This is a genomic window from Brevibacillus invocatus (assembly GCF_003710915.1).
GTDB lineage: Bacteria > Bacillota > Bacilli > Brevibacillales > Brevibacillaceae > Brevibacillus > Brevibacillus invocatus.
In genome coordinates this window covers 403480-429770 of the sequence record NZ_RHHR01000010.1, presented here as the reverse complement: position 1 = coordinate 429770, position 26291 = coordinate 403480, and the positions used below count along the sequence as shown (strand labels likewise).

The window sequence follows — 26291 nt, the reverse complement described above, 5'->3', positions numbered from 1 at the left end:
AATCTATTTAAACTGGCTGGTGAGCCGCCGTTCTAAATACGCTACGCCTTGGTACATCAAGGTTGCGACGAGAGCGATGATGGCGAGGCTCATCATGACCAGGGTAAAATTGAAAACCTGGAAGCCATAAATAATCAGGTAGCCCAATCCAATTTGCGATACAAGGAATTCTCCGACGATCACACCTACCCAGGAAAGACCGACATTTACCTTCAAGGTCGCCAAAATGGTAGGAATCGTAGCAGGCAGGATCACGGACGTGAAGATTTGCCGTTTGTTGCCGCCTAGCGTTTGGACGACCTTTACGAAGTTCGGGTTGACCTCCCGAAAGCTGGTGTAGATATTGATGGTTGTAATAATCACGGAGATGGCTAACCCCATCGCGATGACCGAGACCAGGCCAGGGCCGAACAGGACGATAAAGACGGGGCCAAGGGCAACCTTTGGCATACTGTTGGCGATGACCAGATAGGGCTCTAGTACGCGAGACAAGAAGGGGGACCACCAGATCACGGTTGCGATCAAGGTACCAATCAAAGTGCCGAGTACAAAGCCTACGACCGTTTCCCACACCGTCATGCCGACATGAGGGAGCAGACTGCCATCTGCCAGCTGCGCCCATAGGAGAGCGACGATTTTGGACGGATAGCTAAAGATTAGAGAGTTGATTAAATTCGTTCGCGACAGCACTTCCCAAAGCCCTATGAATACCAGAAAGAGAAGGATTTGCGTAATGAAAACCAAGGAGCGTGTTCTCCCTTCTTTTTTCAGGTAGCGTTGATGGACGGCTTCAATCTCCTTTGGCTGCATCGGACAACACCTCCATCTCTTTCCACACGTATTGGAACAGATCTGAAAAGCCCTCTTGGTTGCGTGCTTCAAAAGGCAGTGCATGGCGAATCGGAGCTGGAATCGTGAGTTCCGTTCGCACTTGGCCGGGATTTCTGGAAAAAATCAGCACCCGATCACCAAGCGCAATCGATTCAGACAGATCATGTGTTACCAAAATCGCGGTTTTTTTATGCCGCCGCAGTGTGGTAAACACCAGGTCTTCCAGCTTTAATTTGGTGTGGTAGTCGAGAGCGGAGAATGGCTCGTCGAGTAGCAGAATTTGCGGCTGACAGGCGAGGGTGCGAACGAGAGCGACGCGCTGTCTCATTCCTCCTGACAACTGCGTCGGAGATGACTTGCGGACATCAATCAATTCCATTTCATCGAGCAAGTGCAAAGCGTACTCCTCGGTTTCTTTGTTCCGTATTCCCTTGATCTCCAGGCCGAGGAATACGTTATCCTCGATACTGCGCCAGTTGAATAAGTAATCCTGCTGAAGCATATAGCCTACTTGTGAGGATGTCCCGGTGACCCTGTTGCCATCAATGAGAATCTTGCCGGATGTAGGCTGCTCCAATCCGGCAATCAAGGAGAGCAGCGTGGTTTTACCACAACCACTGGGACCGACCAGACAAATGAACTCGCCTTCCTCCACGCGTAGGTTAATGTCCTTGACCGCCATGAATGCCCTGTTCGAGGATAGATAGAGATGGGTCACGTGGCCGAGTTCAATTTTGGCCGGCGTAGAAGGAGTCTTGTTCATCATGGTCTACTTCCCTTCTATAGCAGCTTTGGCAAAAGTCGTATTCACCAGTTTGGCGTAATCGGCGGGGCCTTTTAGCTCTCCTGCGGAATCCATGATGTCCTGGAGCTGCTTCCATTCTGCTTCATCCAAAATCGGATCTGTGGCATAGGAGCCTTGCTCCAGATAGCGTTTAACGGCACTTTCCATGATTTCCGGTTTGATCTGCTCGAAGTACTTGGCGATGGTATCCGCGGTTTCCTTGGGTGAATGGCTGGCAACCCATTGTTGCCCTTTGTAAACGGCATTGGTAAACTTTTGGATAGCAGTCGGGTTTTTGTCGATTGTGCTTTGCTTGGTCATAAACACGGTATACGGCACTGTGCCGCTTTCCTTGCCAAACGAAGCGACGACATGACCGATGCCTTCCTGCTCAAAACGAGAGGCTTCCGGTTCGAACAACTGTACGTATTTTCCGGTACCAGATGCAAAGGAAGCGGCAATGTTTTTAAATTCGATGTTCTGGATCAACTCCAGATCGCTTTGCGGGTTGATTTGGTGCTTTTTCAGCACGTATTCGCCAACCATCTGAGGCATGCCGCCTTTGCGCTGGCCGAGGAAGACCGTGCCTTTCAGTTGATCAAACGAAAAAGAATCTGTTTTTTCACGTGCGACGAGGAACGTGCCGTCTGTCTGTGTCAATTGCGCGAAGTTGATGACTGGATCAGCCGCTCCTTGCTGTGCGACGTATATACTCGTTTCGGAACCGACGAGCGCCACATCGATGCCATCCGAGAGTAAGGCGGACATGACTTTGTCTCCGCCAGGAATGGTGGACAGCTCTACATCCAATCCCTCTTCTTGAAAGAAGCCCTTTTCCAAGGCTACATACAAGGGCGCGTAGAACAGGGAGCGAGTCACTTCACCGATACGAATTTTTTCTGGGGCACTTGAGCAACCACTCAAGATGGCCATTCCCACAAGGCCGATAGCCATACCCAGAGAGAGAAGACGTTTCATCATCCAAAGTCCCTCCTTGCTAGGTTTGTTGTCTGTGGTAAGGTATGCGATGATGGAAAAAAGGGTGAATGCCCAGATGAAGGGACAGGCGCCTGAACAAACGACAGTGTGGACGCATTGAAGCAAAAGGAGACAAGAAGTCGTGATACTTACTTTTTTGGGAACAGGTTCCGGAGCACCCACAACCAAGCGGAATGTGAGCGCGATTGGACTTCGCTTTATGCAAGCAGGAAAATGGTGGCTTTTTGACTGCGGAGAAGGGACCCAGCATCAATTGCTTCGGGCGCCGATGAAAATCAGTCAGTTGGAAAAAATCTTCATTACGCATCTGCACGGTGACCATCTTTATGGCCTGATTGGATTGCTGGCCAGCCGATCGCTGCGCAACGGGGAAGCATCGCAGCTCGATCTGTACGGACCCCCAGGCTTGGATCGTTATTATCGCGCGATCATGGAGGTCAGTCCTGTCCATCTGCACTATCCTTTGCAGATCCATATCGTGAGCGAGGGTGTTGTCTATGAGGATGACGAGGTTATCGTGACCTGCAGTCCGGCCAAGCATCGGGTGCAGTCCTTTGCTTATGCCGTGCAAGAAAAAGAGAAGCCGGGCGCATTCCAGGTCGAGCTTGCCAAACAGATGGGGGTGCCTTCTGGGCCTCTTTATGGTGCATTGAAACGAGGAGAGCAGGTCGTGCTGCCCGATGGTCGGATGCTTGACGGGAAGGATTTTGTAGGGGAAGCACAGCCAGGACGAAAAATCGTGATTAGCGGGGATACCGAGCCTTGTCAATCCGTTCTTGAACTTGCTCAGGATGCTGATTTGCTGGTTCATGAGGCGACGTATGCGCAGCGGGATAAGGATTTGGCTGTTCGCAGCGGTCATTCGACAGCCCAGGAAGCCGCCAAGCTGGCGAGCAAAGCAGGCGTGAAAATGCTCTGCTTGACCCACTTTAGTCCGCGTTATGAGGATGAAGAAGGGGACTTTACGATGGAAGATCTGTTGGCTGAGGCGAGAGAGCGTTTTCCTGCTACGACCCTGGCAGCGGATTTCTATAGTCTGCCAGTCAAGAGAGTGCGAAAAACGATGGGAGAAAGGAACGATCCCTGTTATAATGAATGATCATTAACAGGACGTAAGAAAGGAAAGAGGGGTATGAAACGGATTACCTTCACAACACCGGAAGAGCTGGTGGCACACTGCCTGCAAGAAGAAGTGAATCTGGTTATTGAATACAGGGACGCTGCCAATAAGCAGCGCCAAGTGATTTTGTCGGGTGATCGCCTCCGGGAGGCAGCGACCTACCTGGATTACGACAAGCCTGAGGCGTATTACCGCAAGGATGGAATTTTCTTTGAGGTCATCGCAGGCTGGAAGAGAATTTAGTAGAGATAGAGGGGTTTAAGAGGAGAGGAAAGGTGAAAGGCAGTGTCCGGTATACGGATCAGCAGGTCCATTGTGATACGCTATGGCATGTTTATGCTGGGGCTCTTTATCGGAGCCTTCGGGTGCGTTCTGACCATTCAGGCAAACATGGGAGTAGCGCCTTGGGATACTTTTCATATTGGTCTGCAGAAAACGTTTGGTCTAACGATTGGAATATGGTCGCAAATTGTTGGGGTTGTCGTTATCTTGTCCTCTTATTTGCTCGCCAAGATAAAGCCTACATTTGGCATGTTTCTGAATATGGTCTGTTTCGGCAGTTTTCTGGATTTGATTTTGTGGTGGGATATCGTGCCGCAAATCGAGGGTTTGTTCGAACGCACCGTGATGTTTTTAATGGGGATGATGATCATGGGCGTAGGCATCGGCATGTATCTCTCTCCACGTCTTGGAGCTGGCCCCCGAGACAGCTTCATGCTGGCGATGAATGAGCGCCTGGGATGGAGCATCCAAAAAGTAAGATTGATCATCGAGGTTACTGTTCTAATCGCGGGAGCCGCATTAGGTGGACCTGTTTCTGTCGGTACGGTCTTGATCGCGTTGTTGACTGGACCGATGATTCAAAGAACCATTCCGTTTTGGCAAATGGTGATGAAAAAACAATACGCGCTGCCAGAGCGGGTAGAGCGTCGAGCCAGCTAATTCCATGACTTTCTTTGGTCGATAGGAATTTAAATTTTTGCCTATCGACATAAGTGCAACTAAGGCCCCGCCAAAAGCTTGGTGGGGCCAAGTTTTCTTATCGGCACTGAGGGTATGCGTCCAAAAACGGGCACGCATGTAGGCGGGAGTCCAATCAGGATTGACGATCCGCACATACAGTATGACTAGTTGCCGATAAAGGAGGGAAAGCGAATGAGTAGTGTATTTAACGGATTTGGATTCGACGATTTTGCTTTGGTGTTGGTGTTGTTCGTATTGCTCGTGATCGTTGCATGTGCGTGTGATTAAGACATACCAGCGATCTGGTTGACAATACTGCAAAAATGGAGAGCCTCTCAGCTCTCCATTTTTGTATGGATTTCATAAAAAGTGGGATGCAACCCATTGTGGTTGCATCCCCTTGAAACATCTTATCCCAGTCGATCTTGCACTTGTTTTTTAACGGAAGACATTTGTTTGTCACTCAATTTTACACCTACAGCTTTGCTTACCTTTTTGATCAGTTCATCCAATTTCTTACCGTTCTTGAGGTCTTTTTTGGTATATCCCTTGCCAAGTGCCTTGATATCGTCCATTTTCCATTTTTTCTTGCTCTTTTTGTTGATTTTCTTCAATATGTCATTGGCTTTTTCTTTTCCCATGCTCATTCGCTCCTCTCATGCTGGTGGCTGGTCTCCATGCAGTTATATGGAAGAAGCTACTGTCTTGTCTGGACACATGCACCGGTTTTCTCGCCTATTTTGGCAGGCATGTGTAAATGCCCAACCCTCCAAGGTCAAAAGCACATAGGATGAGGCAGAAAGAAGCATGACAGGAGGCTAATGAGTTGAAGATTATCAGCTTTCATCAGGAAACGCCATTTGGCGAGATATTACGTGACTTGCAGGGAAAAATCAGGTCCCAAAAGGAAAAAAAGCCGTGGCGCAGCTTCGATGACATGTCCTGTATGTGCGTGAATCAACAGGTGTATCGGTTGATTCAAAAGCACTGTGAACGCTACAAGGCGACTGTGGAAGAAAATTTGACAATAAAGCTGCATGCGGAAGAAGAGATCCCATGGGGTGTGAAGTATGTTGGTGCACAACGGCGCTGGAAAAAGGGAAAGGGTGCGGGAGTCAAGATCGGTGTCATCGATACAGGGATCTCACGCGATCATTTTGAATTAAAGAACCGAGTCAAAGGTGGTGTCGACTTTGTTCGCGGCAGGCAAAATGGTCACGGCACACACGTGGCTGGAATTATCGTAGCCGAGATGAATCAAAGAGGAATCGTTGGCGTTTCTCCAGAGTCCCATATCTATGACATACGTGCCTTCGACGAGGAAGGAAAGTCATCCCTCGCTACGATTCTGAGGGCCATCAACTGGTCGATCGAGAATGGAATGGACATCGTCAACATGAGCTTTGGCATGCCGCAGTACAGTGAGGCACTCGCACGCGTCATTAAAAAGGCAAATGACCGTGGCGTTGTGATGGTGGCTTCAGCGGGGAACAATGGCGGAGAAGTCGAATATCCCGCCAGATACGATGGGGTAGTGGGAGTTAGTGCGATCGATCAGAACGGCAATCTGGCATCGTTCAGCTCAAGGGGCAAGGGAGCCGATCGGAGAGCCCCTGGGGTAGACATATTATCTACGTGGCCGGGTAATCAATTCCGAAAGCTGAATGGGACGTCAATGGCAGCCCCACACGTCACTGGCCTGATGGCACTGCAAATGGCTCGACGGATAAAAGTGAAGGCGACAACTGTATAAAATCGTGTGACGTGGTCGAGGGACCAAAGCGAAAAAGACATTCAAACGTTGTTTGAATGTCTTTTTCAATTCGCCAACTGCTGGTTCATAGGAAGATCATTGGTGCACTTTGGTGTCGTGATCTTGCTGTACTCGGAACCATATATTAAGATCATTTATGAGACTGGCCAATTCATGGATTTCGCTGTTTAATTCGCAAGAGCGTAGGAAATTTTCCTCTTCTGACATTTGCTTGGTTTTTTCAATGATGATCACTTCCAATTGGAGGATGCGATCTGGAATGGTTGCTCGAATTTCCTCCCACTCCAAGAGTATGTCAGCTCGCTCTTCGCTCGAATAGTCGTCCCAGTCCAAATGGAGCATGGGCAGCGAAATGCCAAGTCGTTCATCTTGTATAAATTGGTAACGCAATGGTTCGTTCACTCCTCTCCATTCCCATCATATCAAAAATGGAGACGGATTGGGGAGAGAAAAGCGCAGGAAAGGGTGGATGCCCATGAAAGAACGTCGCATCTTGATCGATGCAGATGCTTGCCCTCGCCAGGCACTGGCGATCGCACAAGCACTGAGTGCGGAATTGAACTGGAGATGTTTGACATACGCGAGCTTCAATCATCAATTGCATGGGGAAAACCATACGGTAGTAGACGCTGGTCAGCAGGCGGTCGACATGAAGGTAGCGAACGAGACCAGAGTAGGGGATATCGTCGTCACGCAGGATATCGGTCTTGCTGCACTCATTTTGGGTAAAAAGGCGTTTTCTCTGACACCGCACGGCATGATTTTTGATCCAGACCGAATCGAGTTCCATCTGGAGGAGCGCAATGAAAAAGCCCGATATCGCAGAGGGGGAGGAAGAACACGTGGGCCTGCTGCCCGTACGCGTGAGGATGATCAGCGTTTTGCAGCATCCCTGCGTTCATTGATGGAGAAAGAGGTTTGTTTATGAGCGAAACTAAAAATTTTGTGCAGCCGTTACAGCTCGGTATCTTTGCTGTTTTATCTATTTTGATGCTTGGTTTACATATCAGCAGTGCACTAACCGCAGCAGACCGCCTCGCATTTGAATGGATGGAAGTCATACGTGCGGATTGGATCACGACTTTTCTGAGTGCACTCACCTTTTTGGGAGGTGCGAGTGCACTGGCTCCTCTGGGAATCATCGTGGTGATCGTTTGTTTTTTCAAGGGGTATCGGTCAGAAGCGCTTACGATCTTTCTCACTCTGCTGGTAGGAAAAAAGCTGGTCGTCGCTCATTCAGCCAGTTGCGATCGCGCTGGTCTTCTTATTGGCTGCGAGCCGTGTGTATCTGGGGGTTCATTACCTGAGTGATATACTGACTGGCTTTTGTCTTTCCATGGTTCTCTATTTTGGAGCTCGTATTACTTACCAGCGATGGGAAAAGAGACGACCTGCGATCGTCTCTCCACTAGAAACAACTCGGTAGATCATGGCTATGTGTGATAGCCGAATTCTTTCATCAAGCCCAGCCATTTTTCTACGCTGGGCTTGTTCTTTTTATCGCGAGGCAATACGATGTAGGCAGAACGTTTTGGCGGTTTGTTGCCCGTGATGATCAGTTCCTTGAGTGTCCCGGCGGCAAGATCAGCCTTGACGGTAGAACGAGTCAAGAGGCTCACACCCAACCCTTCCTTGACCAGATCGATCGCCAGCTCCGCTTTGTCTACATTGAGGCGTGGGACGTAATTGCGCGGCAGGGTTTGTCGGATCCATTCATTAAATGGAGGTCCCCAGCTCATGTACAGGATGGGCAGGTGGCGAAGCTCGCTCGCATCGACGGTATTAGTCTCGGCAAAAGTACTCTTCGGGTCGCACACCAGGACCACTTCGTCTTCCCACGTGGGAATAACGTCGAAGTTCGGCAAGGACGGCGGGACATAGACGATGCCGATCTGGATGACATTATCGAGCAGGTATTGAATCACATCGGAAGATCGGCCCGTTTTTGTGCTGAGAGCGATCGACGGATAGCGGAAGTGATATTCCTTTAAAATCGGTTCGAGAATGGAGGTCCAGATTGAATTCAGGCTGCCTACGGACAAGTAGTCTTCATAAGGATGCAAGGATGCGACCTCATTTAAGGCTTCATGCGATAATTGCAGGATTCGTTCGGCATACGGCAATAGTGTTAAGCCCGCTTGTGTGATTTCGACACTTCGTTTATCACGAACAAAGAGGGGTTTTCCCACTTTTTCCTCTAATTGTTTGATACGCATCGTGACCGTTGATTGTACGAGATGCAGGATTTCTGCTGCTTTCGTGAAGTTTTTGGTTTGAGCCAATGTATAAAAAGCGCGTAGTTGTTCGAAGTCCATACTGGAAAATCCCTCTTATCTAAATATTTGATAACCATAACCAATTTTGTTCGTTTCTCAAAGTATACCTTGTTCTTTAAGCTGGGAGTATCCCTAAATCAATCGGGAGATATGAGAGAGAGGCGTACAGGACATGAAGAGCGAAACATGGAGGGAGACACCGCTAGCTGTAAAGCTGCTGTTATCCACCTCCTTCATGATGAATCTAGGCTTTTATGCGTTAATCCCGTATCTCACATTACATTTGACCGGGAGCATCGGTTGGACCTTGGCAATGGCTGCCTTGGTATTAAGTGTCAGGCAATTTTCACAGCAAGGATTCGCCTTTTTGGGCGGAGCGATGGCAGATTTATTTGGCTACAAGGGCACGATGGTCATCGGCATGCTTGTACGTGCCGTTGGTTTTGCCATGTTTGCGTATTGCACCGAGACGTGGCATTTCTTTGTCGCTGCTATTTTATCAGGTCTTGGGGGTTCTCTCTTTGACCCGGCAGTATCGGCCGCATTTGCTGTGCATACACCTGATTCCGTGCGCAAGGAAGTATTCGCTTTCCGCAATGTATTGGGTAATATCGGTGTCGTCGGCTCCCAACTGGTGGGTACTGCGCTGGCAGCGGTCGACTTTACGTACCTTTCTTTGTTTGCAGGGGGTATTTTCGCCCTTTGCGGACTCGTGTTGTTCTTTCTACTGCCACCGATTGCAGCGAAGAACACCCGATACAGCGTTTGGGAGAGCATGTCGCATGTCATCAAAGACAAACGCTTTGTACGCTTTACGATTATTTTGATGGGCTACTATTATCTGAACATGCAGATCTTCCTGACGATCCCTCGATTTGTCGAGGATGTGATGCATGATAAATTTTACGTAGGTGTCGTCCTGTCGACGGTTTCCATTTCCGTCATCGTGCTGCAAATGCAGGTCACGCGGTGGCTGGACGGCTATCAGCAAAGACTTACCTTGATTGGGATCGGTACACTGGTCATGGGCATCGGACTGTTCATGCTTACTTTTACCCAATCACTATGGCTCATGCTCATCAACGTGTTCCTTTACGCATTAGGAACGATGATTTCTGTTCCCAACCTGGTGGAGATGGTACCGAGATTTGCGCCAAAAGAGCTGGTAGGTGCCTACTATGGCTTTAATGGTTACTCGGTTGCCATTGGAGGTTCCGTCGGACAGATTGTCGGCGGCTGGGTGTACGACCTGGGCAGAGAGATGGCCATGCCGTGGATGCCATGGAGCATTTGTCTCTTGGTCGGTCTGATTGTTGCCTGGAAGCTGTATCAGATGGAGCAGGATACCAATGAGATGGAAAAGGATTGTACAAAGATGGCAAATTTATGAAAACTTGAGCGACCTGAAACATTTTTCTGTAGTCAAACGTATATAACGGTATAGACGTTTGGCGCAGGAAAGAGAGGGACCATTTCATGGAAGATATGAAAAAACTGAAGCTCATGCTGCTAGTTACGAGTTCCCTGGGATTTGCCGTATTTGCGATGGTTGTAGTCACAGAAATTGTAAGTATCTCCATATAGGACTCAACATGACGAAAAGAAAGAAAAGCTTGTGCGCTCCTCGAAGGGCGTCACAAGCTTTTCTTTTTTACCTTTACACTAATCGTTGGGATTGCGGATTCCCAATTTTTTCAATCGGTACTGCAAGCTTTGTCTGCTGATTTGCAGCTCCTTCGCCGCTCTGGAGATATTGCCATTGTGCTTGGTAACAGTCTGTTGGATGTAGGAGGTTTCAAAATCCTCCATGACCTCCTTGAGTGGCTGTCCCGAAGGCGGAGTTGAAATAGATGGGGTGTGACTGACAGTGTTGTTCACGTTTACGGCTGGTGATCGACCCAAAAAGTGCAAGGGTAAATGCTCGAGCGTAATCAGCGTTTCCTCACCCATCAAATTCATCGCACCCTCGATCAAGTGCTGCAGCTCACGGATGTTGCCCGGCCAGTCGTGCTGCATGAAAAAGGCCATCGCATCTTCACTGACACCCGTGACTTCCATTTGAAACAACGGATTGTACTTTTGAATAAAATGCTCCACAAGAACCGGAACATCCTCCAACCGTTCGCGAAGCGGTGGGATGAACAAGGTGACCACGCCCAGGCGGTAGTAAAGATCTTTTCGCAAATGCTGATTGGCGATGGCCTCGATCGGATCTTCGTTCAATGCTGCTATGATTCGGACATCGATCGCGCGGTCTTTGGTATCGCCGATGCGTCGAATGGTCTTCTCCTGCAAAGCACGTAACAATTTGGCCTGGAGAGGCATACTAAGCGCGTTGATCTCATCCAAGAAAAGTGTGCCAGCTTCTGCCTGTTCAAAAAGACCGGGACGCTCTATAGCTCCTGTAAACGCACCACGTGCAGTCCCGAATAGCAGTCCCTCGATCAGGGTGTCCGGCAGGGCAGCACAGTTTTGCGAGATAAAAGGTCGGGAAGCACGGTGACTGGCATTGTGGATGCTTTGCACAAACAATTCCTTGCCCGCTCCTGTCTCGCCGACCACCAGAACTGAGGATGAGGTACGGGCTGCACGGCTGGCATTTGCCACTACTTCTCGCAGTGACAAACTGTTGCCAACGATATCAGCAAATGTATAGCGTGCGCCGTTTTTTTCCTGGAGATTTTCACGAATCAACCGTTCCATTTTCGTGATGTCGTTGGCGATTTCGACAGCTCCGATCACCTGTCCATTCTCGACGATGGGGAGGGTATGGTTGATTGTCGTGATTTCTTTGCGCTTTCCATTGAAGTACGTTTGTTTGGTATTGCGGATACTCTTGCCCGTTTGCAAGCAAGTGAGCAATGTACTCGCTTGACCCTCAGGAAAGACGAATACCTCTGACAAAGGTTTATTCAACACATCCTGAGCCGTCATCGCTTCCAACTCCATCATTTTGCGGTTGTAAAGGATCGTTGTGCCGTTACGATCGATGATATGGACACCCTCGTTGATTTCATTCAGGATATGCTCGTACATCCGAAGCAACGTATCCGGTCCGTGGTGTTGCAGGGGAGATGACATGGGAATCACCAGCTTTCTACCTCAAAAGTTACGGGGGAGTGGCCTGACGAAGGCCCCGATAGATAGAGGTTTTCTTATAGCTTAATCATAGCATAGTTGCGAAATGTGCCAAGGATTTTTGCAGCAAAAAATGGCAGCATGGATAGAAGTAAAAAAATTTTGCGTTTTTGTAGGGGATTCCTATTGCAGCACTGGTTGTCGTGTTGGCATCATTCTTGCTCTACTCAGTAAGGAAAGTGTCCATTTTGAAGGAGGTCGTCAATATGACACATACAAAAGCAGTGATTGAGCAAACGGAAAAATTCGGAGCGCATAACTATCATCCACTCCCGATTGTGATTAATCGTGCCGAGGGAGTATGGGTATACGATCCGGAAGGCAACAAATATCTGGACATGCTAAGCGCATACTCTGCACTGAACCAGGGACATCGTCACCCGCGCATCATCGCTGCACTGAAGGATCAAGCGGACAAGGTGACACTCACTTCGCGTGCCTTCTACAACGATCAGCTGGGTATCTTTTACGAAAAACTGTCAGCCTTAACCGGCAAAGACATGATTTTGCCGATGAACACAGGGGCTGAAGCGGTAGAGACCGCGATAAAAGCAGTGCGGCGATGGGCCTATGACGTGAAGAAGGTAGAGGCGGATAAAGCTGAAATCATTGTCTGCGAAGGTAACTTTCACGGTCGTACGGTCACGGTCACTTCCTTCTCTTCAGCGGAAGAATATCGCCGCGGCTTTGGTCCCTTTACTCCAGGATTCAAGATCATTCCATACGGAGACATTGATGCACTGAAACAAGCCATTACTCCAAATACCGCTGCCTTTATGCTTGAACCCATCCAAGGAGAAGCAGGGATCATCATGCCTCCTGAGGGCTTCCTGAAAGCAGCGTATGATGTATGTAAAGAAAACAATGTCCTTCTGGTAAGCGACGAGATCCAAACCGGATTTGGACGAACAGGAAAGCTGTTTGCCAGCGACTGGGAAGGTGTCAAGCCTGATATGTACATCATGGGCAAGGCCCTGGGTGGCGGCGTGCTCCCGATTTCTGCTGTTGCGGCTGACAAGGAAGTTCTCAATGTTTTCGAACCAGGCTCGCACGGTTCCACATTTGGCGGTAATCCGTTGGCATGTGCGGTTGCTGTGGCGGCGATGGACGTATTGGAAGACGAGGGCTTGGTACAACGATCTCTGGAGCTTGGGGCTTATTTCAAGGAGAAATTAGAGGAAATCCAAAATCCATTGATTCAGGATATTCGTGGTCGGGGATTATTCATTGGCCTGGAATTGTCGACAGCTGCGCGACCATACTGCGAAAAGCTGAAAGAGCTGGGTCTGCTCTGCAAGGAAACCCATGAAACGACCATTCGTTTTGCTCCACCACTTGTCATCAGCAAAGAAGAGCTGGACTGGGCAATCGAGCGGATCAAACAAATTTTGCATGTTACCGAGATTGCACAACCGTAAATAGGAGTGAGACATGAAAAAAGGCCTTCTTTTGGGAAGGCCTTTTTTCATTTTTGTACGAAAAACCGTAGTGAGGAATATTTTTCTTTCGACAAAAATCGAGTAATTGTGGATATCTTCGATTTGGATATTCACATAGAGGCAAATGGGTTTTCGGAACTTGCGCACAGTTTGCCCACAAGATACCCACACGATGTCCACAAGGCTTGTGGATAGAGGAACGATTGTTCGATGTACAAGCTTTTGATAAAATGGGTTCATCAGAAAGCTGGAGGTGAGCAAGGGTGAAATACATGAGCGATCAAATGTTGATAGAGGTATATCATCGTGCTATCGACCTTCAACTAGATGCTGCTTTTATTGAACTACTGAGCCAGGAATTGAAACAACGTAACATACGAATTTCCAAAGCGAGTGCTTGATTGCATGCTTGATTGTTCATAGAAAGCGGAAAATGAGACGTAAAAAAGCCATCCGATTGAATCAAAAGGATGGCTTTTTTCCATACTGTATTGGCAATTAGCTCTCAGGATTTTGGACGAACTCGATGATCGTGATCCCTTCGATTGGAGCTTCCTTGGCAAGCAGCATTTCAGGCAGATAAAAATAGACGGGTCCGTTCTCACGGATTGGTTTCCCGTCACGTGAAAATTGCAGGATTGCGTTTCTCGCTTCTGCAATTGTCAACGTAATAGGCTCCTGGTTTTCTCGATGAAGACGGACATGCGTAGCTTCAGGCAACGGTTGAGCGTTCGTGATGAACGGATCAAGACGCATCCCGTAGTCACCTTCCAGCGCTTTTCGTGCTTCTACCAGACTGGTTGGCCTCTCTGACGGCAGCTGGGCGCCTTCTGCAAGCTCTTTATCCCACTGGGCTCCGGTGCCCTTCAGGTACTTGGCTTTTCCGGAATCAGCAGAATCGCCTTCACCTGTATAGGTGCTCAAGTCAATTTTCCGATCGTCAAAAATCCAGACGGTAGGATCCAGGGTAATGGGGAAGGAGACAGCTCCTTTGAACACAATCACTTCAGACATGAGGTATTCCTCCGAATGTAGAATCATTTTTTCCCTTTCATTGTACCCTAGGAAAAGAAGTGCAGGCAAATTGGGAATCTACTTGTGAAAATACCAATAGAAGGTATATTCTGTTAACAGAAAAATCAGAAATGGGGATGGCAATATGAAGTACGTTTTTGATGCGGTAGTAGATCGCAAGGGAACGGACAGTCTGAAGTGGGAATCTAATCAACCGGAATATAACCGGGAAGGGATGATTCCTCTGTGGGTAGCGGATATGGACTTCACCTGCCTACCTGCAATTACGGAGGCTCTTTCCAAACGTGCGGCACACCCCATTTACGGGTATGGCATCAAGCCAGATGCTTTTTTCGGTTCGTTAAAAGAATGGATTCATCGGCGCTTCGCTGTAGAAGTGGAGACGAGCTGGATGACCAGTATCGCGGGTGTCATTCCAGCCATGCATGTAGCCATCGATGCCTTTACCTCCCCAGGGGATAAAATAGTCGTACAGCCGCCGGTCTACCATCCCTTTTTCTCGGCAGTGGAACATCGCGGACGCCAGGTGGTGGAGAATCTGCTACTGGAGAAGGATGGTCGCTACGAAATCGATTGGGACGATCTGGAAGCCAAGCTGCGGGATCCCCAAGCCAAGCTGCTGCTGCTTTGCAGTCCGCACAATCCGGTGGGACGAGTGTGGACGCGTGACGAACTCATTCGTATGGGCGATCTGTGCGTGAAAAATGGTGTTCTGGTCATCTCCGACGAGATTCACGCCGATCTCGTGTATGAAAAAGGCAGCCACACCCCGTACTACGCTTTACCATCCGAGCTTGCCAACCAAAGTGTGACATTGCTGGCGGCAAGTAAGACTTTTAATATAGCAGGCTTGTTCACTTCCTTTGTGTTGACGCAAAACAGTGAATTGCTAAGAGCTTTTAAGACAACAGCAGCCCGTATGGGTCATGAGCTCGTCAATATTTTTGGAATCGAAGCGACCATCGCGGCGTACCAGCATGGGGAAGAATGGCTCGATCAGCTGCTTCCGTATTTGCATGAAAATGCGAAGTTCATCCATCAGTTTCTGCAAGAAAGGCTGCCGCAGGTTTCCATGCGTGTACCCGAAGCGACGTATTTGGGCTGGATAGACTTTCGCAAGCTGAACTTGCCACAGAAAGACTTGCTCCAATTGCTGCAGCAAAAAGCTCGCATCGGCATGCAGGACGGCGCGATTTTTGGACAAGCAGGCACTGGGTTCTGCCGAATCAACTACGCGTGTCCTCGTGCCTTGCTTCAAGAGGGGCTGGAACGATTGGAAAAGGCTGTACTTGAGCATGTAGAGCTCTCGAGGTAGAACGTCGTTTGACAGGAGGATTTTACATCTTTACAATCAATTTCACAAACTAGTCGTCGATTGAGAGGTTCTGTGATGAACAACCAGTATGATCAAAAACAGTTGGAAGCAGCATGGAGCACAGGCAAAGCGTTTGTGGATCGTGGGCGGGTGGCTGCCTACATACCGGAATTAGCCAAACAGGACCCGGGGCAATTAGGGGTTAGTGTATGCTTGCCGGACGGGACGTTTCTGAATACGGGTGATACGGATGTATGCTTTACCTTGCAAAGTATTTCCAAGCTTTTTTCACTTATTGTCGCACTGTGCCAGAACGGGCCGGATGAAGTGTTTTCGCGTGTAGGAAAAGAGCCGACTGGCGATCCGTTCAACTCCATTATCAAATTGGAGACGATCAAGCCACACAAGCCTCTCAATCCGATGATCAATGCAGGAGCCATTGCCGTAGCGGGAATGATTCAGGGGAAGGGCGTAGAGGAACGTCTAGACAGCATCCTGGATCTGCTGCGCAAAATGACAGGAAATCCTGACATCCGGGTGAACGAGGAAGTATACGGCTCTGAGAAAAAAACAGCGGATCGCAATCGGGCCCTGGCCTGGTTTTTAAAAGACAGTGGCGTCCTTACCGCTGATGTAGATGAGACCCTTGATCTATACTTTCGGCATTGTGCAATAGAGGTGACCGCCCAAGAGGTGGCTCGCATGGGAATGGTTTTGGCTGCTGATGGATTTGACCGCTGTACAGGCGAACAACTATTTCCTCAAGCAATTGCGAGAATTTGCAAGACCTTCATGGTTACTTGCGGCATGTACAACGCTTCGGGGGAGTTTGCGATCGATGTAGGTATTCCGGCCAAAAGTGGTGTAGCAGGCGGGATTTTGGCTACAGTTCCTCATCGTATGGGCATCGGAGTCTTCGGTCCAGCCCTCGACGACAAGGGAAATTCGGTTGCAGGGGTCAAGCTGCTGGAGCAGTTGTCGCGAGAGTGGAAACTTGGTATCTTTTAGCTAGTTGCAATTCATCCTTCTTCTCCCCTTTTCAAATCGCCCAGAATCGCGTACTATGGATGATAAGGATGGAGGCAAACGGAGGGATAGGTTTTGACAGAATTAAAGGTAATCGATCTGGAACAAAAAGCGCTAGCGTTGCTACAAGCAGACGCCGACAAGATTTTTAAACTGATCGACGTACAGATGGAAAACCTGACCATGCCGCAGTGCCCACTTTATGAGGAAGTACTGGATACGCAAATGTTCGGGCTCTCAAGAGAAGTAGAGTACGCGGTACGACTCGGTTTGATAGAGGAAGAGATTGGTCGCGAAATCATGGGCTCACTGGAGCGCAAGCTGGCCGACCTTCATGAAATGTTTAACAACAAGTAAAAACGAGGAAGCTCCATGCATCCTCGTTTTTCATTTGGACAAAAATAAGCATTGTAATCCCTTACAAAATCCACTACAGTAGATTTGTTCTATTGGTCAACCGCGAGATTAGAACTCGTTCCCTTGTGGAGCGAGTTTTTCATTTTTCAATACCAACCTAGAATCAACAGAGGAGTGCACAATTCAATGAATCAAAAGGAGCAGTGGACGAACAGATTAGGCTTTATCCTGGCAGCTGCCGGCTCGGCAATCGGTTTGGGGGCCATCTGGAAATTTCCGTACGTAGCAGGAACGAGCGGGGGAGGTGCGTTTTTCCTTTTGTTTCTGCTGTTTACCATCGTGATTGGGCTGCCGCTGCTGCTGGCGGAGTTTACCATTGGCCGAAGTACCCAAAAAGAGGCCATCTCAGCGTACAAAGCGATTGCTCCGGGGACGCTTTGGCCTTGGGTTGGACGTCTTGGAGTAGCCACGTCGTTTATTCTACTCTCCTTCTATAGTGTAGTGGGCGGATGGATCCTCATCTATCTGATTCGCGCTTTTACAGGCCAATTGATGGGTCAGCCGTATGAAGCTTTGTTTAGAGAAGTGATTGGCCATCCGGCAGGAGCTGTTTCGGCACAATTTGCTTTTATGCTGATCACTTCATGGGTGGTCGCCCGTGGCGTGCAAAACGGGATTGAGTCCGCGAACAAATACATGATGCCGACTTTGTTTATTCTTTTTCTGGTTCTCATGATTCGCTCCCTGACGCTGGAGGGTGCGATGGAAGGGGTCGCCTTTTTCCTGCTGCCGGACTTCTCCAAGCTGAATGCAGAAGCGATTCTCTACGCGATGGGCCAGTCGTTTTTCTCCTTGAGTGTGGGGGTATCCGTAATGGTGACGTACAGCTCCTACCTCGCGAAAAATGAAAATCTGGTGCGATCGGCAGGTTCTATTGTCGGATTGAATCTGTTGGTCTCCCTCTTTGCCGGTCTAGCGATATTTCCTGCCGTGTTCTCTTTGGGGGTGGAACCAACGGCGGGGCCAGGCTTGCTATTTATTGTCTTGCCCTCCGTCTTTGAACAAATTCCGCTCGGCAGCTTGTTTCTCCTGATCTTTTTAGCGCTGTTCCTGTTTGCGACCTTGACTTCTGCCTTTTCGCTACTGGAAATCATCGTTGCGTCCATAGCCAAAGGAGACGAGCAGAAGCGGAAGAAACTATCCTGGGTCATTGGATTCCTGATCTTTCTGGCGGGAATCCCGTCGGCTCTTTCCTATGGACTGCTCGCTGATATCCAGCTTTTTGGCAAGTCCATCTTCGACGCGGCGGATTACCTCGTAAGCAATATTCTACTGCCGCTGGGGGCTCTTTTAATCGCGATCTTCGTACCGTTCAAAATGAAGAGAGCCGTACTGATCGAGGAACTGCAGGCTACAACCTCCATCGGGAAAAAGATGTTCCTTCTTTGGCTCATGCTGCTCAAATATGTAGCCCCAATCGCTATTATCCTTGTGTTCCTGCATATGCTGGGTGTATTTTAACCGTGAAAAGGACTGCCAACGGAGCAGTCCTTTTTTCATGAGCGAGTCTATGGCTTGATCCGAAGCTAGACGAAGAAAAAGGCTGTACCCAGGATGATGTAGACAGTAAGCAAAAGCATACCTTCAAACCAGTTGGTAGCACCGTCACGAGTGATAGAGATCGTGATCAGACTGCCTGCAGCAATGGCAGCCAGTTCAAAAGGTGTAAAGACGAAATCCATCGGTCTCCCGATCAGGAGGCTGACCAAGACGAGTGTAGGTGCTACGAACAAGGCAATCTGCAGGCTGGAGCCGATGGCGATCTCTACAGAACCCCCGATCCGGCCTTTCAGAGCCAAGAGGACGGCAGCGCTGTGCTCTGCGGCATTTCCGATGATCGCAATCACGAAGGCACCAACGAACAGATCAGACCAGCCAAACGAGCTGGAGAGGTGTTCAACACCGTGTACGAGCCATTCGGACACAATCGCGACAAACACGGTGGACAAGGCCAGCATGAGGATCGAAACTCCTTTGGACCATACGGGCTCACTCTCTTGCGGATCAAGGTCCGCCAAAAAATCGCTGTGAGTCACCATCGAAAAGACCAACCAAAGCAAATAGGCAATGATCAGCACAACAGCAATCACGATACTCAGCGTCTCAATTTTGACGGGGGGAAGCTCACGCATAAAGATTGCCGGGATAAACAGGGCGGCAATGGCCAGTGTCATCAAGGAGGCGTTGTGACCAGCAAGCTTGGCATTAAACTTCTGCTCCTTGTACTTGATGCCCCCGAGCAGCACACTGAGGCCAAGCACCAGGAGCATATTCCCGATGATCGCTCCGGTGATCGATGCTTTCACCATGTCGAACAATCCTTCCCGCACGAGGAAAAAAGAAATGATCAACTCCGCAGCATTGCCAAAGGTCGCATTGAGAAAACCTCCAATCCGGTCCCCAGCGTAATGAGCGACGCTCTCTGTCGCTTTCCCCAGCCAGGCTGCAAGCACGACGATAGCTATAGAAGCCGTGACAAACTGAAAGATCTCATTTTCCGTCAAATAGTGGGCGAACGCAGCGAGCAGCAAGCTTGCGGCGATCAGCGAGAAAAATAGGCGTGGATTCATCCGTTCTCCTCCAGGCAGATCTTTGTTTTCCAATCGGGTTGGCAGTCGAATAGGTATAGCTTTCCTCTTTTGGAAGGAAACTAATCGGTGAATAAATCTGGAGGTGGAACCCTTGACAAGACCATTGCTCTGTCCAACTTGCAAATCCAATCGCATGAGGTTTACGGTGATCGAGCAAATGCCTCGCTACATGCGCCTCGATCCGCAATCAGGAGAGGTCGTGGCGGAGTTGTCCTCCGATCAGTTGGATGCTTTTCACCAACCGTACAAAGGGGAAAATTTCATGATTCAGTGTGGGGTGTGCGGTACCACAGAACCGGAAGAACGTTTTGCCAAGATGGCCCAGCATATGCAGGGTCAGCGTTCGTAAGTGAATGAAAAACAGGCACTACAGTCGAGATGATGACTGAGTGCCTGTTTGACTTTGGAGCATTCTGTGTACGTGCTTAGCGGCAGAATATATGCTTGCCGATTTTTTTAATTTGGGGCCGTGTCCAGATCCACCCTGATGTCGCAGTATCCGGGTTGAAGTAATATATGGCACCACCCGTCGGATCCCAGCCCTTTAATGCATCGTTGACTGCCTTTTTCGCCGTTTCATTCGGGGTCAGCCAAATTTGTCCGTCGGCTACGGCTGTAAAGGCACGCGGTTCAAAAATGACAGCAGCGGGTGTGTTTGGAAAGGAAGAGCTCTTGGTCCGGTTCAGAATAACCGCCGCTACGGCTACTTGTCCGATATAAGGTTCCCCACGAGCTTCCCCATAGACGGCGTTGGCCATCAATTTCAGGTCATTGCTCGATACGCCTGTTGCGTGATACGTTTTATTGGCTGAAGGAGCAGGAGTAGGTGCCGGCTGAGCTGTTTGAGGCACGCCAAGATCAGCAGCGGACGGCCTGTAGTTTTTGGTGGCATTGTACAGTTTCAGCTTTGTTTTCGGTCCGAGTACACCGTCCACAGGCAACCCAAACTCATATTGAAAGTTGCGCAATGCCCAGTAAGAGCGCCAGCCGAAAATACCATCCACTTTTCCCGTATAGAAGCCAATAAATTTGAGTCGTCCTTGCATTTCCCGTACATCTTTGCCTTGAGCCCCTACTTTGACGATCTGTTTGCTGAAAGCATCAGAACGTACAGGTGAAATCGTAGCTACTGTCGTCAATAGACCTGCGACAAGCAAGAAAGCAATCAGCCATTTTACAGGCCGCTTCATGGTAAATCCTCTCCTTATCATGACCACACCTGGGTACAGCTTGCTCGTTCGTACATCCAGGCAGGCATCATTTGTCCTTGGTTGATAGGTTCCCCAGTTTTCGTAAGTCTTGCATAGTAAAATACTGGAGATAATGAGGACAGGAGCCTAGAATTTTTCTTTCAAGCCCAAGCTGTGATTGATTATAATGGAAGAAAAATCAGATAAAAAGGAACTGACAAGTGGGCTCGACGCGGGTGAAAGGAGGACGTCCAGATGTCGGAGAGAATCGGTGAGATCAGGGTAGCTGATAATGTCGTGGCTGTTGTGGCTGGAGTGGCCGTTGAAGAAGTGTTGGATGTTACGATACGTTCCGGAGGCTTGTACCAGGATTTCGCAAAGAAGATCAATGGCGGCACCAAAGGCATCAATGTGTCCATCCTGGAGGGCAGGGTCACGATTGATATGCGAGTATCCGTTCGTTATGGAGCGCCGATTCATCACGTTTGTCAACTGGTACAGGAAAAAGTGAAGGAAACAGTAGAGGATATTACCGGGCTAGAGGTTGAGTCCATCAACGTCCGGGTGGAAACGATTGAAATCAAGTAAAAACGACCTGCTTGCGTGCAGGTCGTTTGTTTTGGTTTTTCTCATGCCGAGAATGGGTGCTGGTGTTGCTGCTTGGTCAGCTGTTCCTCGACCTTTTGCCGGCTAACCTCCCGCGAAACGGAAAGCAATATTCCTGTGGAGATCAGACAGACCAAGAGGGAGGAGCCGCCGTAGCTGATAAACGGCAAGGGAACACCAGTCAAAGGAATCAATCCTGTGACACCGCCGATATTGATCAGCGCTTGCAAACCAATCATAGTGACGACCCCGATGCCGACCAGACTGGCAAAGGTATCTTTGACCTTCAGGCAGATGTGAATCCCACGCAGCAGGTAAATCAGATACACCAGCAAAAACAGGGACGCGCCAATAAAACCTAACTCTTCCGAAATGATCGCAAAAATAAAATCTGTGTGTGCTTCCGGAAGGTACAAATATTTTTGAATGCTTCTGCCAAATCCGGTACCCGACATCCCGCCATGTGCAATAGCAATCCAGGATTGGATAATATTGTATCCGGTGTGGAGAGGATCGCTCCATGGGTCCATATAGGAATTAATCCGGTTGAGCGCGTACTCTTTTGTACTGATGTACGCGAACAAGGCGAGGGATACGGTAGGCAAACCAATTACGATTAGCTGGATGATCCTGGCTCCACCGCACACCATGACGATCAAAGCAGTCCCCAGAAGAATCGCTGCGGAACCCAGGTCTGGTTGAAGTGCAATCAACATAAAAAATAGACCCGTTATCAGCAATGGAGGCATCAATCCTGACTTCATTTTGCGAATTCCGTCGCCTTTTTTGCTGATAATGGCTGCCAGATACAAAATCAAGCCCAATTTGGCAAACTCCGCAGGCTGCAAATTACCAATTCCCAAGCGAAACCAGGAGCGCGCTCCGTTGACCTCCGTTCCAATACCAGGAATCAATACCAGAAACAAGCCAATGAAGCTGATGAAGGCAATCCCTAAAAAATTGCGCTTGTAAAAAGAGAAGGGAATGTTCATCGCGATTAACATACCTAAAATACCCAGCAATAAGAAAGTTACTTGCCGTTTTACAAAATACAGCTCATCACCGTTGCAATAACTACAGCCATGTGCTGTAAAACTGGTCAGGGCAAAAATTGAACTAGCGCTAAGTACCATAAGCAAGCCAAAACCGACGAGCAGGGCGGTTAAAAACAGGAGCAAGAAGTCGGGAACGCCCCGTGTCTTCATAGTGAAAACCCCCTTCTACGTGAAACAGAGAGGGGTTACCTCTCTGCACCTGTAGCGCTTGTGAAATTACTTAGTGCGAAGAAATTTTTTCGTTCAGCATTTGCAGTTTGCGTTTTGCGGTTTGAACAACGCTGTCTGGCATGTTGCAATCATAATCGATTCCATGCGGGAAGAGGTGTTTGCCGATTAGTGGCTCTTCCAATTTCAGCTCTGCATGCGAATCTTCCAACTTTCCTTTCGTCACGTTGGCTTCGATACGCAGATAGTAGGTATTGCCTTTATCATCGATTTTATAATCGTATGTAGCGTGTTTGTAATCCCAGGCACCGCGGTCAAATCCGAGATCACTCATGTAGTGCTCCAGATCGGCGAAAAAGACTTCTTTGCTGCCGATCCCTGTTTCCTTGATAACCATTCTTTTTCCTCCTACAAATGGTGAGTTTTTCACTTCTTAATATAGTATCTTTTTGGAAGAAGCGCAATGCATAAGTACGGGATGTCAAGAGATCTTCAAGCTTTCACCTTTGAATGAGACTCTAAGGAGCTGGACACACTACAATCGTCTCATAGCAAAAGGAGGAGAAGTGGATGGCAAAAGTGGAAGATCGTACGTTGCGTGAAATCATGACAAAAGATGTCGCGACGGTGACACTTAAGGATAATGTGTACGAGGTTGCTTGCAAAATGCGAGACTGGAATGTTGGCGTTATCCCGGTGGTAGATGAGAAAAATGACGTGATCGGCGTGATTACAGACCGTGATATTGTCATTCGTGGACTTGCAGAGAAGCATGAGGGCTCTACTGCAACCGAGAAAGTCATGACGCGTGACATCATTCTCGGACAGCCAGGCATGACTGTCGACGAGGCTGCCAAGATCATGGCGCAGCATCAAATTCGTCGCCTTCCTGTGGTGGAGCACGGAAAACTTGTCGGAATTGTGGCGATTGCTGACATGGCTGTCCGCCAGGCCCACCACGATGAAGCGAGCGATGCTATTCAAGAAATTTCCCAACCTACATCGCACTGAGACTGCCAAACGTGAGGCAGTAGTATGCGAAAGGCTGTCGGGTAATCCGGCAGTCTTTTTCGTATTGACCTAAAAAGATAGGGGAACCCACCTATACGTCAAGCTCTCAGCAAAGCCTATCATAGAGGTGACAAATAGAGAAGTACCAGCTGGTAACGTAGGGAGGGAACCAAATTGGAAAATGTGATGTATGCCCGTATTTTGACGTCCCTTACATTGGGATTTCATATTATTTTTGCGGTGCTTGGCGTAGGGATTCCTGTGCTGATCTCGATTGCTGAGTGGCTGGGTATTCGAAAAAAAGATCCTCGATATACACAAATGGCGAAACGCTGGAGCAAGGGCTTTACAGTGACAGTCGCGGTAGGTGTCGTAACCGGAACGTGTATCGGCTTACAGCTGAGCTTGTTGTGGCCAAGCTTTATGAAGACGGCAGGTGAGGCCATTGCCTTGCCGCTTTTCCTGGAGACGTTTGCCTTTTTCTTTGAAGCCATTTTTTTGGGTGTCTACCTGTACACCTGGAATCGGTTCAAGAACCCTTATCTGCACTGGGCATTCTCGATTCCAGTCATCATTGGATCTACCGCATCGGCTTTTTTTATCATGACAGTTAATGCGTTCATGAACGCACCGCAAGGCTTTTCGCTGGAAAACGGATCGATTGTCGCGATTGAGCCGCTTCAGGCGATGTTTAACGCAGCGACTCCTTCCAAAGCCGGGCATATGATTTTTTCCTCTTATGCGACCTCAGCTTTTGTCCTGGCAGCATTGGCAGCATACAAACTATTGCGAGGAAATGCGACGGCGTATTACAAGAAAGCGCTGCAACTGACCCTCTCACTGGCACTGATATTCTCGCTTGGCACCGCTCTTTGGGGGGATATCGCTGGTAAATACCTGGCCAAACACCAGCCAGAAAAACTAGCTGCCGCAGAGTGGCATTTTGAGACCAAAGGAGAGGCTGAGTTAATATTTGGTGGGGTTTTGGATGAAGAGACTCATGAGATCAAATATGCGCTTCGACTGCCGTATGCGTTGAGTGTTCTTGCTACCAACACACTGGACGGTGAAGTGAAGGGATTGAATGAGGTCCCTGAGGATTTGCGTCCGCCGCTGTTTATTCACTATCTGTTCGATGGAATGGTAGCGATCGGCGGCTATATGATCATCGTTCCCGTCTGGTATTTCGTTCGGAAAAAATGGCTCAAAAAAGAGGCGTCCCCTTGGGAACTGATGTTCATTATCGGTGGTGCTCCACTGGCCATGCTCGCAATTGAGCTTGGGTGGATTTTTACAGAAATCGGTCGACAGCCGTGGATTTTGGTGGGCTATATGAAGACGACCCATGCGGTGACGAGTGCCACCAACGTAGGCGAAATGCTCGCGTTATTTTCCCTGCTCTACCTGTTCCTTGCAGTAGTCTCAACATCTATTCTGCTGCGTATATACAAGCAGCCTGTTGTCATGGATAAGGTCTATCCGTCTGTAACAGGAGGTGAATCGCGATGAGTCTGGAAATACTGGGTATTACGGTTCTTTGGACCTTTCTGTACGGCTATCTCATCGTAGCTTCGATTGATTTTGGTGCTGGCTTTTTCTCCTTTTATTGCAAAGTAAAAAAGGAGGATCATCTGGTCAACTCCATCATCGAGCGGTATTTGTCGCCTGTATGGGAAGTGACAAACGTATTTCTGGTGTTCTTTTTTGTGGGCTTGATCGGGTTTTTCCCGTCGACCGCCTATTACTATGGCACGGCTCTGCTTGTTCCCGGCAGCATCGCACTGGTTCTGCTCTCCCTGCGCGGCTCCTTCTACGCCTTTGCCCATTATGGTGTGAGGAACAGCATGCTGTACACAGGCGTGTACGGTTTGACGGGACTGTTTATACCGGCATCGCTGGCGACCGTTCTCACGATCTCAGAAGGGGGATTTATCCGTGAAACGAACGGTCTCGTGGAATTCCTGTCTGATCAATTGCTGAAAAGTCCATATGCCTGGTCTGTCGTTATCCTTGCGATTGTCAGCATTCTGTTTATTAGTGCCAGCTTTTTGACGTATTACGCAGACAAGGCGAAGGACCGCAAATCGACCGTCATCTTTCACAAATATGCGATCATGTGGAGTCTGCCAACGATCTTTGCCAGCATGCTCGTTTTTTTCGCCATCTATCAACACAATCCGGAGCATTTTCAAAACATGCTGGACATCAGCTGGCTGTTCCTGCTGTCTTTAGCCAGCTTTCTGGTGGCCTTGGCTCTTCTGTTGAAGAAAAAACATTACGGTTGGGCATTTGTCATGGTTATGCTGCAATTTGCTTTCGCCTTTTACGGCTATGGCATATCGCATCTGCCGTATTTGCTCTATCCCTACATCACGATTTCAGACAGCATCAACAGCCCTGTGATGGGCAAGGCGCTGGTGACCGGATTCATAGTGGGTTTGTGTTTGCTTATCCCCTCGCTGTATCTCTTGATGAAAATGTTCCTGTTTGACGTAAAATATGTACAAGGAAAAGAAAAAGCCGTACAAAGGTAATCGTCTACCCGGGAGGAAG

General features: G+C 48.8%; 31 protein-coding genes and 1 pseudogene. 20 read left to right on the top strand and 12 right to left on the bottom strand.

All coding sequences use genetic code 11. From position 1 onward, the window contains the following. Positions 1-3: 3 nt before the first annotated feature. The 3 genes from EDM52_RS08260 to EDM52_RS08250 are packed head-to-tail and all read right to left on the bottom strand — an operon-like array spanning position 4 to position 2593. Positions 4-810: an ABC transporter permease gene (locus tag EDM52_RS08260; RefSeq protein ID WP_122908515.1), complete on the bottom strand. Its 807-nt coding sequence runs from the start codon at positions 808-810 to the stop codon at positions 4-6. Then, positions 791-1594, bottom strand: a complete 804-nt coding sequence (locus EDM52_RS08255) for an ABC transporter ATP-binding protein (RefSeq protein ID WP_122908560.1) — start codon at positions 1592-1594, stop codon at positions 791-793. The genes EDM52_RS08260 and EDM52_RS08255 overlap by 20 nt, the downstream gene beginning before the upstream one ends. A 6-nt stretch (positions 1595-1600) precedes the next feature. Further along, on the bottom strand, positions 1601-2593 hold the full coding sequence (locus EDM52_RS08250; RefSeq protein ID WP_122908559.1) for an ABC transporter substrate-binding protein: 993 nt from the start codon (positions 2591-2593) through the stop codon (positions 1601-1603). Positions 2594-2735: 142 nt separating this feature from the next. Between EDM52_RS08250 and rnz the strand changes: the two are divergent. The 4 genes and pseudogenes from rnz (at position 2736) to EDM52_RS08230 (ending at position 4985) form a co-directional block, all read left to right on the top strand. Then, a pseudogene (rnz, locus tag EDM52_RS08245) lies at positions 2736-3706 on the top strand (ribonuclease Z). Between the two features lie 40 nt (positions 3707-3746). After that, complete coding sequence (locus EDM52_RS08240; protein WP_122908513.1) at positions 3747-3977, top strand: hypothetical protein; 231 nt, start codon at positions 3747-3749, stop codon at positions 3975-3977. An 87-nt stretch (positions 3978-4064) separates the two neighbouring features. Beyond that, on the top strand, positions 4065-4676 hold the full coding sequence (locus tag EDM52_RS08235) for a YczE/YyaS/YitT family protein (protein ID WP_276531806.1): 612 nt from the start codon (positions 4065-4067) through the stop codon (positions 4674-4676). Between the two features lie 213 nt (positions 4677-4889). Continuing rightward, the gene (locus tag EDM52_RS08230) at positions 4890-4985 is read left to right on the top strand and encodes a YjcZ family sporulation protein (RefSeq protein ID WP_122908512.1); all 96 of its coding nucleotides are present in this window, start codon (positions 4890-4892) and stop codon (positions 4983-4985) included. Positions 4986-5107: 122 nt separating this feature from the next. Here the strand turns inward: EDM52_RS08230 and EDM52_RS08225 are convergent, their stop codons facing one another. Further along, positions 5108-5338 (bottom strand): stage VI sporulation protein F, encoded by a 231-nt coding sequence (locus EDM52_RS08225; protein WP_245996671.1) that lies wholly within the window; start codon positions 5336-5338, stop codon positions 5108-5110. A 185-nt stretch (positions 5339-5523) separates the two neighbouring features. On the opposite strand from EDM52_RS08225, the gene EDM52_RS08220 reads away from it, so the two are divergent. Next, a complete protein-coding gene (locus EDM52_RS08220) occupies positions 5524-6450 on the top strand; it encodes a S8 family peptidase (protein ID WP_122908510.1) in 927 nt (308 codons plus the stop codon). A 96-nt stretch (positions 6451-6546) separates the two neighbouring features. On the opposite strand, the gene EDM52_RS08215 is transcribed toward EDM52_RS08220, so the two are convergent. Continuing rightward, entirely contained in the window at positions 6547-6873 is a 327-nt protein-coding gene (locus EDM52_RS08215) for a hypothetical protein (RefSeq protein WP_122908509.1), read from the bottom strand. A 73-nt stretch (positions 6874-6946) separates the two neighbouring features. Between EDM52_RS08215 and EDM52_RS08210 the strand changes: the two genes are divergently transcribed. The 3 genes from EDM52_RS08210 to EDM52_RS25130 are packed head-to-tail and all read left to right on the top strand — an operon-like array spanning position 6947 to position 7897. After that, on the top strand, positions 6947-7399 hold the full coding sequence (locus EDM52_RS08210; protein WP_122908508.1) for a DUF188 domain-containing protein: 453 nt from the start codon (positions 6947-6949) through the stop codon (positions 7397-7399). Further along, complete coding sequence (locus EDM52_RS08205) at positions 7396-7782, top strand: hypothetical protein (protein WP_245996668.1); 387 nt, start codon at positions 7396-7398, stop codon at positions 7780-7782. Before EDM52_RS08210 ends, EDM52_RS08205 begins: the two co-directional genes overlap by 4 nt. Next, positions 7754-7897 carry a hypothetical protein gene (locus EDM52_RS25130; protein WP_245996666.1) on the top strand — a complete coding sequence of 48 codons (144 nt, stop codon included), beginning with the start codon at positions 7754-7756 and terminating at the stop codon, positions 7895-7897. The genes EDM52_RS08205 and EDM52_RS25130 overlap by 29 nt, the downstream gene beginning before the upstream one ends. A 7-nt stretch (positions 7898-7904) precedes the next feature. On the opposite strand, the gene EDM52_RS08200 is transcribed toward EDM52_RS25130, so the two are convergent. Further along, positions 7905-8786 carry a LysR family transcriptional regulator gene (locus EDM52_RS08200; RefSeq protein WP_122908507.1) on the bottom strand — a complete coding sequence of 294 codons (882 nt, stop codon included), beginning with the start codon at positions 8784-8786 and terminating at the stop codon, positions 7905-7907. Between the two features lie 133 nt (positions 8787-8919). Here EDM52_RS08200 and EDM52_RS08195 point away from each other — a divergent pair, with 133 nt between their 5' ends. Then, a complete protein-coding gene (locus tag EDM52_RS08195) occupies positions 8920-10137 on the top strand; it encodes an MDR family MFS transporter (RefSeq protein WP_122908506.1) in 1218 nt (405 codons plus the stop codon). Positions 10138-10409: 272 nt separating this feature from the next. Here the strand turns inward: EDM52_RS08195 and EDM52_RS08190 are convergent, their stop codons facing one another. Continuing rightward, positions 10410-11828: a sigma-54 interaction domain-containing protein gene (locus tag EDM52_RS08190; RefSeq protein WP_122908557.1), complete on the bottom strand. Its 1419-nt coding sequence runs from the start codon at positions 11826-11828 to the stop codon at positions 10410-10412. Positions 11829-12091: 263 nt separating this feature from the next. Between EDM52_RS08190 and EDM52_RS08185 the strand changes: the two genes are divergently transcribed. Continuing rightward, complete coding sequence (locus tag EDM52_RS08185) at positions 12092-13303, top strand: ornithine--oxo-acid transaminase (RefSeq protein WP_122908505.1); 1212 nt, start codon at positions 12092-12094, stop codon at positions 13301-13303. Between the two features lie 293 nt (positions 13304-13596). Further along, positions 13597-13725 carry a sporulation histidine kinase inhibitor Sda gene (gene sda, locus EDM52_RS08180; RefSeq protein WP_276531803.1) on the top strand — a complete coding sequence of 43 codons (129 nt, stop codon included), beginning with the start codon at positions 13597-13599 and terminating at the stop codon, positions 13723-13725. Positions 13726-13822: 97 nt separating this feature from the next. Here sda and EDM52_RS08175 read toward each other — a convergent pair whose 3' ends face one another. Continuing rightward, positions 13823-14338 carry a hypothetical protein gene (locus EDM52_RS08175; RefSeq protein ID WP_122908503.1) on the bottom strand — a complete coding sequence of 172 codons (516 nt, stop codon included), beginning with the start codon at positions 14336-14338 and terminating at the stop codon, positions 13823-13825. Positions 14339-14483: 145 nt separating this feature from the next. On the opposite strand from EDM52_RS08175, the gene EDM52_RS08170 reads away from it, so the two are divergent. From EDM52_RS08170 to EDM52_RS08155, 4 genes are all read left to right on the top strand, one after another. Beyond that, the gene (locus EDM52_RS08170; RefSeq protein WP_122908502.1) at positions 14484-15674 is read left to right on the top strand and encodes a MalY/PatB family protein; all 1191 of its coding nucleotides are present in this window, start codon (positions 14484-14486) and stop codon (positions 15672-15674) included. 75 nt (positions 15675-15749) lie between these two features. Beyond that, the gene (gene glsA, locus EDM52_RS08165; protein WP_122908501.1) at positions 15750-16682 is read left to right on the top strand and encodes a glutaminase A; all 933 of its coding nucleotides are present in this window, start codon (positions 15750-15752) and stop codon (positions 16680-16682) included. A gap of 93 nt (positions 16683-16775) precedes the next feature. Further along, the gene (locus EDM52_RS08160; RefSeq protein ID WP_122908500.1) at positions 16776-17057 is read left to right on the top strand and encodes an Fpa/YlaN family protein; all 282 of its coding nucleotides are present in this window, start codon (positions 16776-16778) and stop codon (positions 17055-17057) included. A 186-nt stretch (positions 17058-17243) separates the two neighbouring features. Next, positions 17244-18578 carry a sodium-dependent transporter gene (locus EDM52_RS08155; protein ID WP_122908499.1) on the top strand — a complete coding sequence of 445 codons (1335 nt, stop codon included), beginning with the start codon at positions 17244-17246 and terminating at the stop codon, positions 18576-18578. 65 nt (positions 18579-18643) lie between these two features. On the opposite strand, the gene cax is transcribed toward EDM52_RS08155, so the two are convergent. Continuing rightward, the gene (gene cax, locus EDM52_RS08150; RefSeq protein ID WP_122908498.1) at positions 18644-19687 is read right to left on the bottom strand and encodes a calcium/proton exchanger; all 1044 of its coding nucleotides are present in this window, start codon (positions 19685-19687) and stop codon (positions 18644-18646) included. Between the two features lie 112 nt (positions 19688-19799). Between cax and EDM52_RS08145 the strand changes: the two genes are divergently transcribed. After that, positions 19800-20057 carry a hypothetical protein gene (locus EDM52_RS08145; protein ID WP_122908497.1) on the top strand — a complete coding sequence of 86 codons (258 nt, stop codon included), beginning with the start codon at positions 19800-19802 and terminating at the stop codon, positions 20055-20057. Between the two features lie 76 nt (positions 20058-20133). On the opposite strand, the gene sleB is transcribed toward EDM52_RS08145, so the two are convergent. Beyond that, the gene (gene sleB / locus EDM52_RS08140) at positions 20134-20898 is read right to left on the bottom strand and encodes a spore cortex-lytic enzyme (RefSeq protein ID WP_122908496.1); all 765 of its coding nucleotides are present in this window, start codon (positions 20896-20898) and stop codon (positions 20134-20136) included. A gap of 255 nt (positions 20899-21153) precedes the next feature. Between sleB and EDM52_RS08135 the strand changes: the two genes are divergently transcribed. After that, positions 21154-21486: an Asp23/Gls24 family envelope stress response protein gene (locus EDM52_RS08135; RefSeq protein ID WP_122908495.1), complete on the top strand. Its 333-nt coding sequence runs from the start codon at positions 21154-21156 to the stop codon at positions 21484-21486. 41 nt (positions 21487-21527) lie between these two features. Here the strand turns inward: EDM52_RS08135 and ftsW are convergent, their stop codons facing one another. Together ftsW and EDM52_RS08125 are read right to left on the bottom strand one after the other, a co-directional pair. After that, entirely contained in the window at positions 21528-22709 is a 1182-nt protein-coding gene (ftsW, locus tag EDM52_RS08130; protein ID WP_122908494.1) for a putative lipid II flippase FtsW, read from the bottom strand. A gap of 70 nt (positions 22710-22779) precedes the next feature. After that, positions 22780-23124 (bottom strand): YugN family protein, encoded by a 345-nt coding sequence (locus EDM52_RS08125; RefSeq protein WP_122908493.1) that lies wholly within the window; start codon positions 23122-23124, stop codon positions 22780-22782. A gap of 173 nt (positions 23125-23297) precedes the next feature. Here EDM52_RS08125 and EDM52_RS08120 point away from each other — a divergent pair, with 173 nt between their 5' ends. The 3 genes from EDM52_RS08120 (at position 23298) to EDM52_RS08110 (ending at position 26272) form a co-directional block, all read left to right on the top strand. Then, complete coding sequence (locus EDM52_RS08120; RefSeq protein ID WP_122908492.1) at positions 23298-23738, top strand: CBS domain-containing protein; 441 nt, start codon at positions 23298-23300, stop codon at positions 23736-23738. 186 nt (positions 23739-23924) lie between these two features. Beyond that, positions 23925-25247, top strand: a complete 1323-nt coding sequence (locus EDM52_RS08115; protein WP_122908556.1) for a cytochrome ubiquinol oxidase subunit I — start codon at positions 23925-23927, stop codon at positions 25245-25247. After that, a complete protein-coding gene (locus EDM52_RS08110) occupies positions 25244-26272 on the top strand; it encodes a cytochrome d ubiquinol oxidase subunit II (protein WP_122908491.1) in 1029 nt (342 codons plus the stop codon). The genes EDM52_RS08115 and EDM52_RS08110 overlap by 4 nt, the downstream gene beginning before the upstream one ends. The last annotated feature ends 19 nt before the right edge of the window (positions 26273-26291 follow it).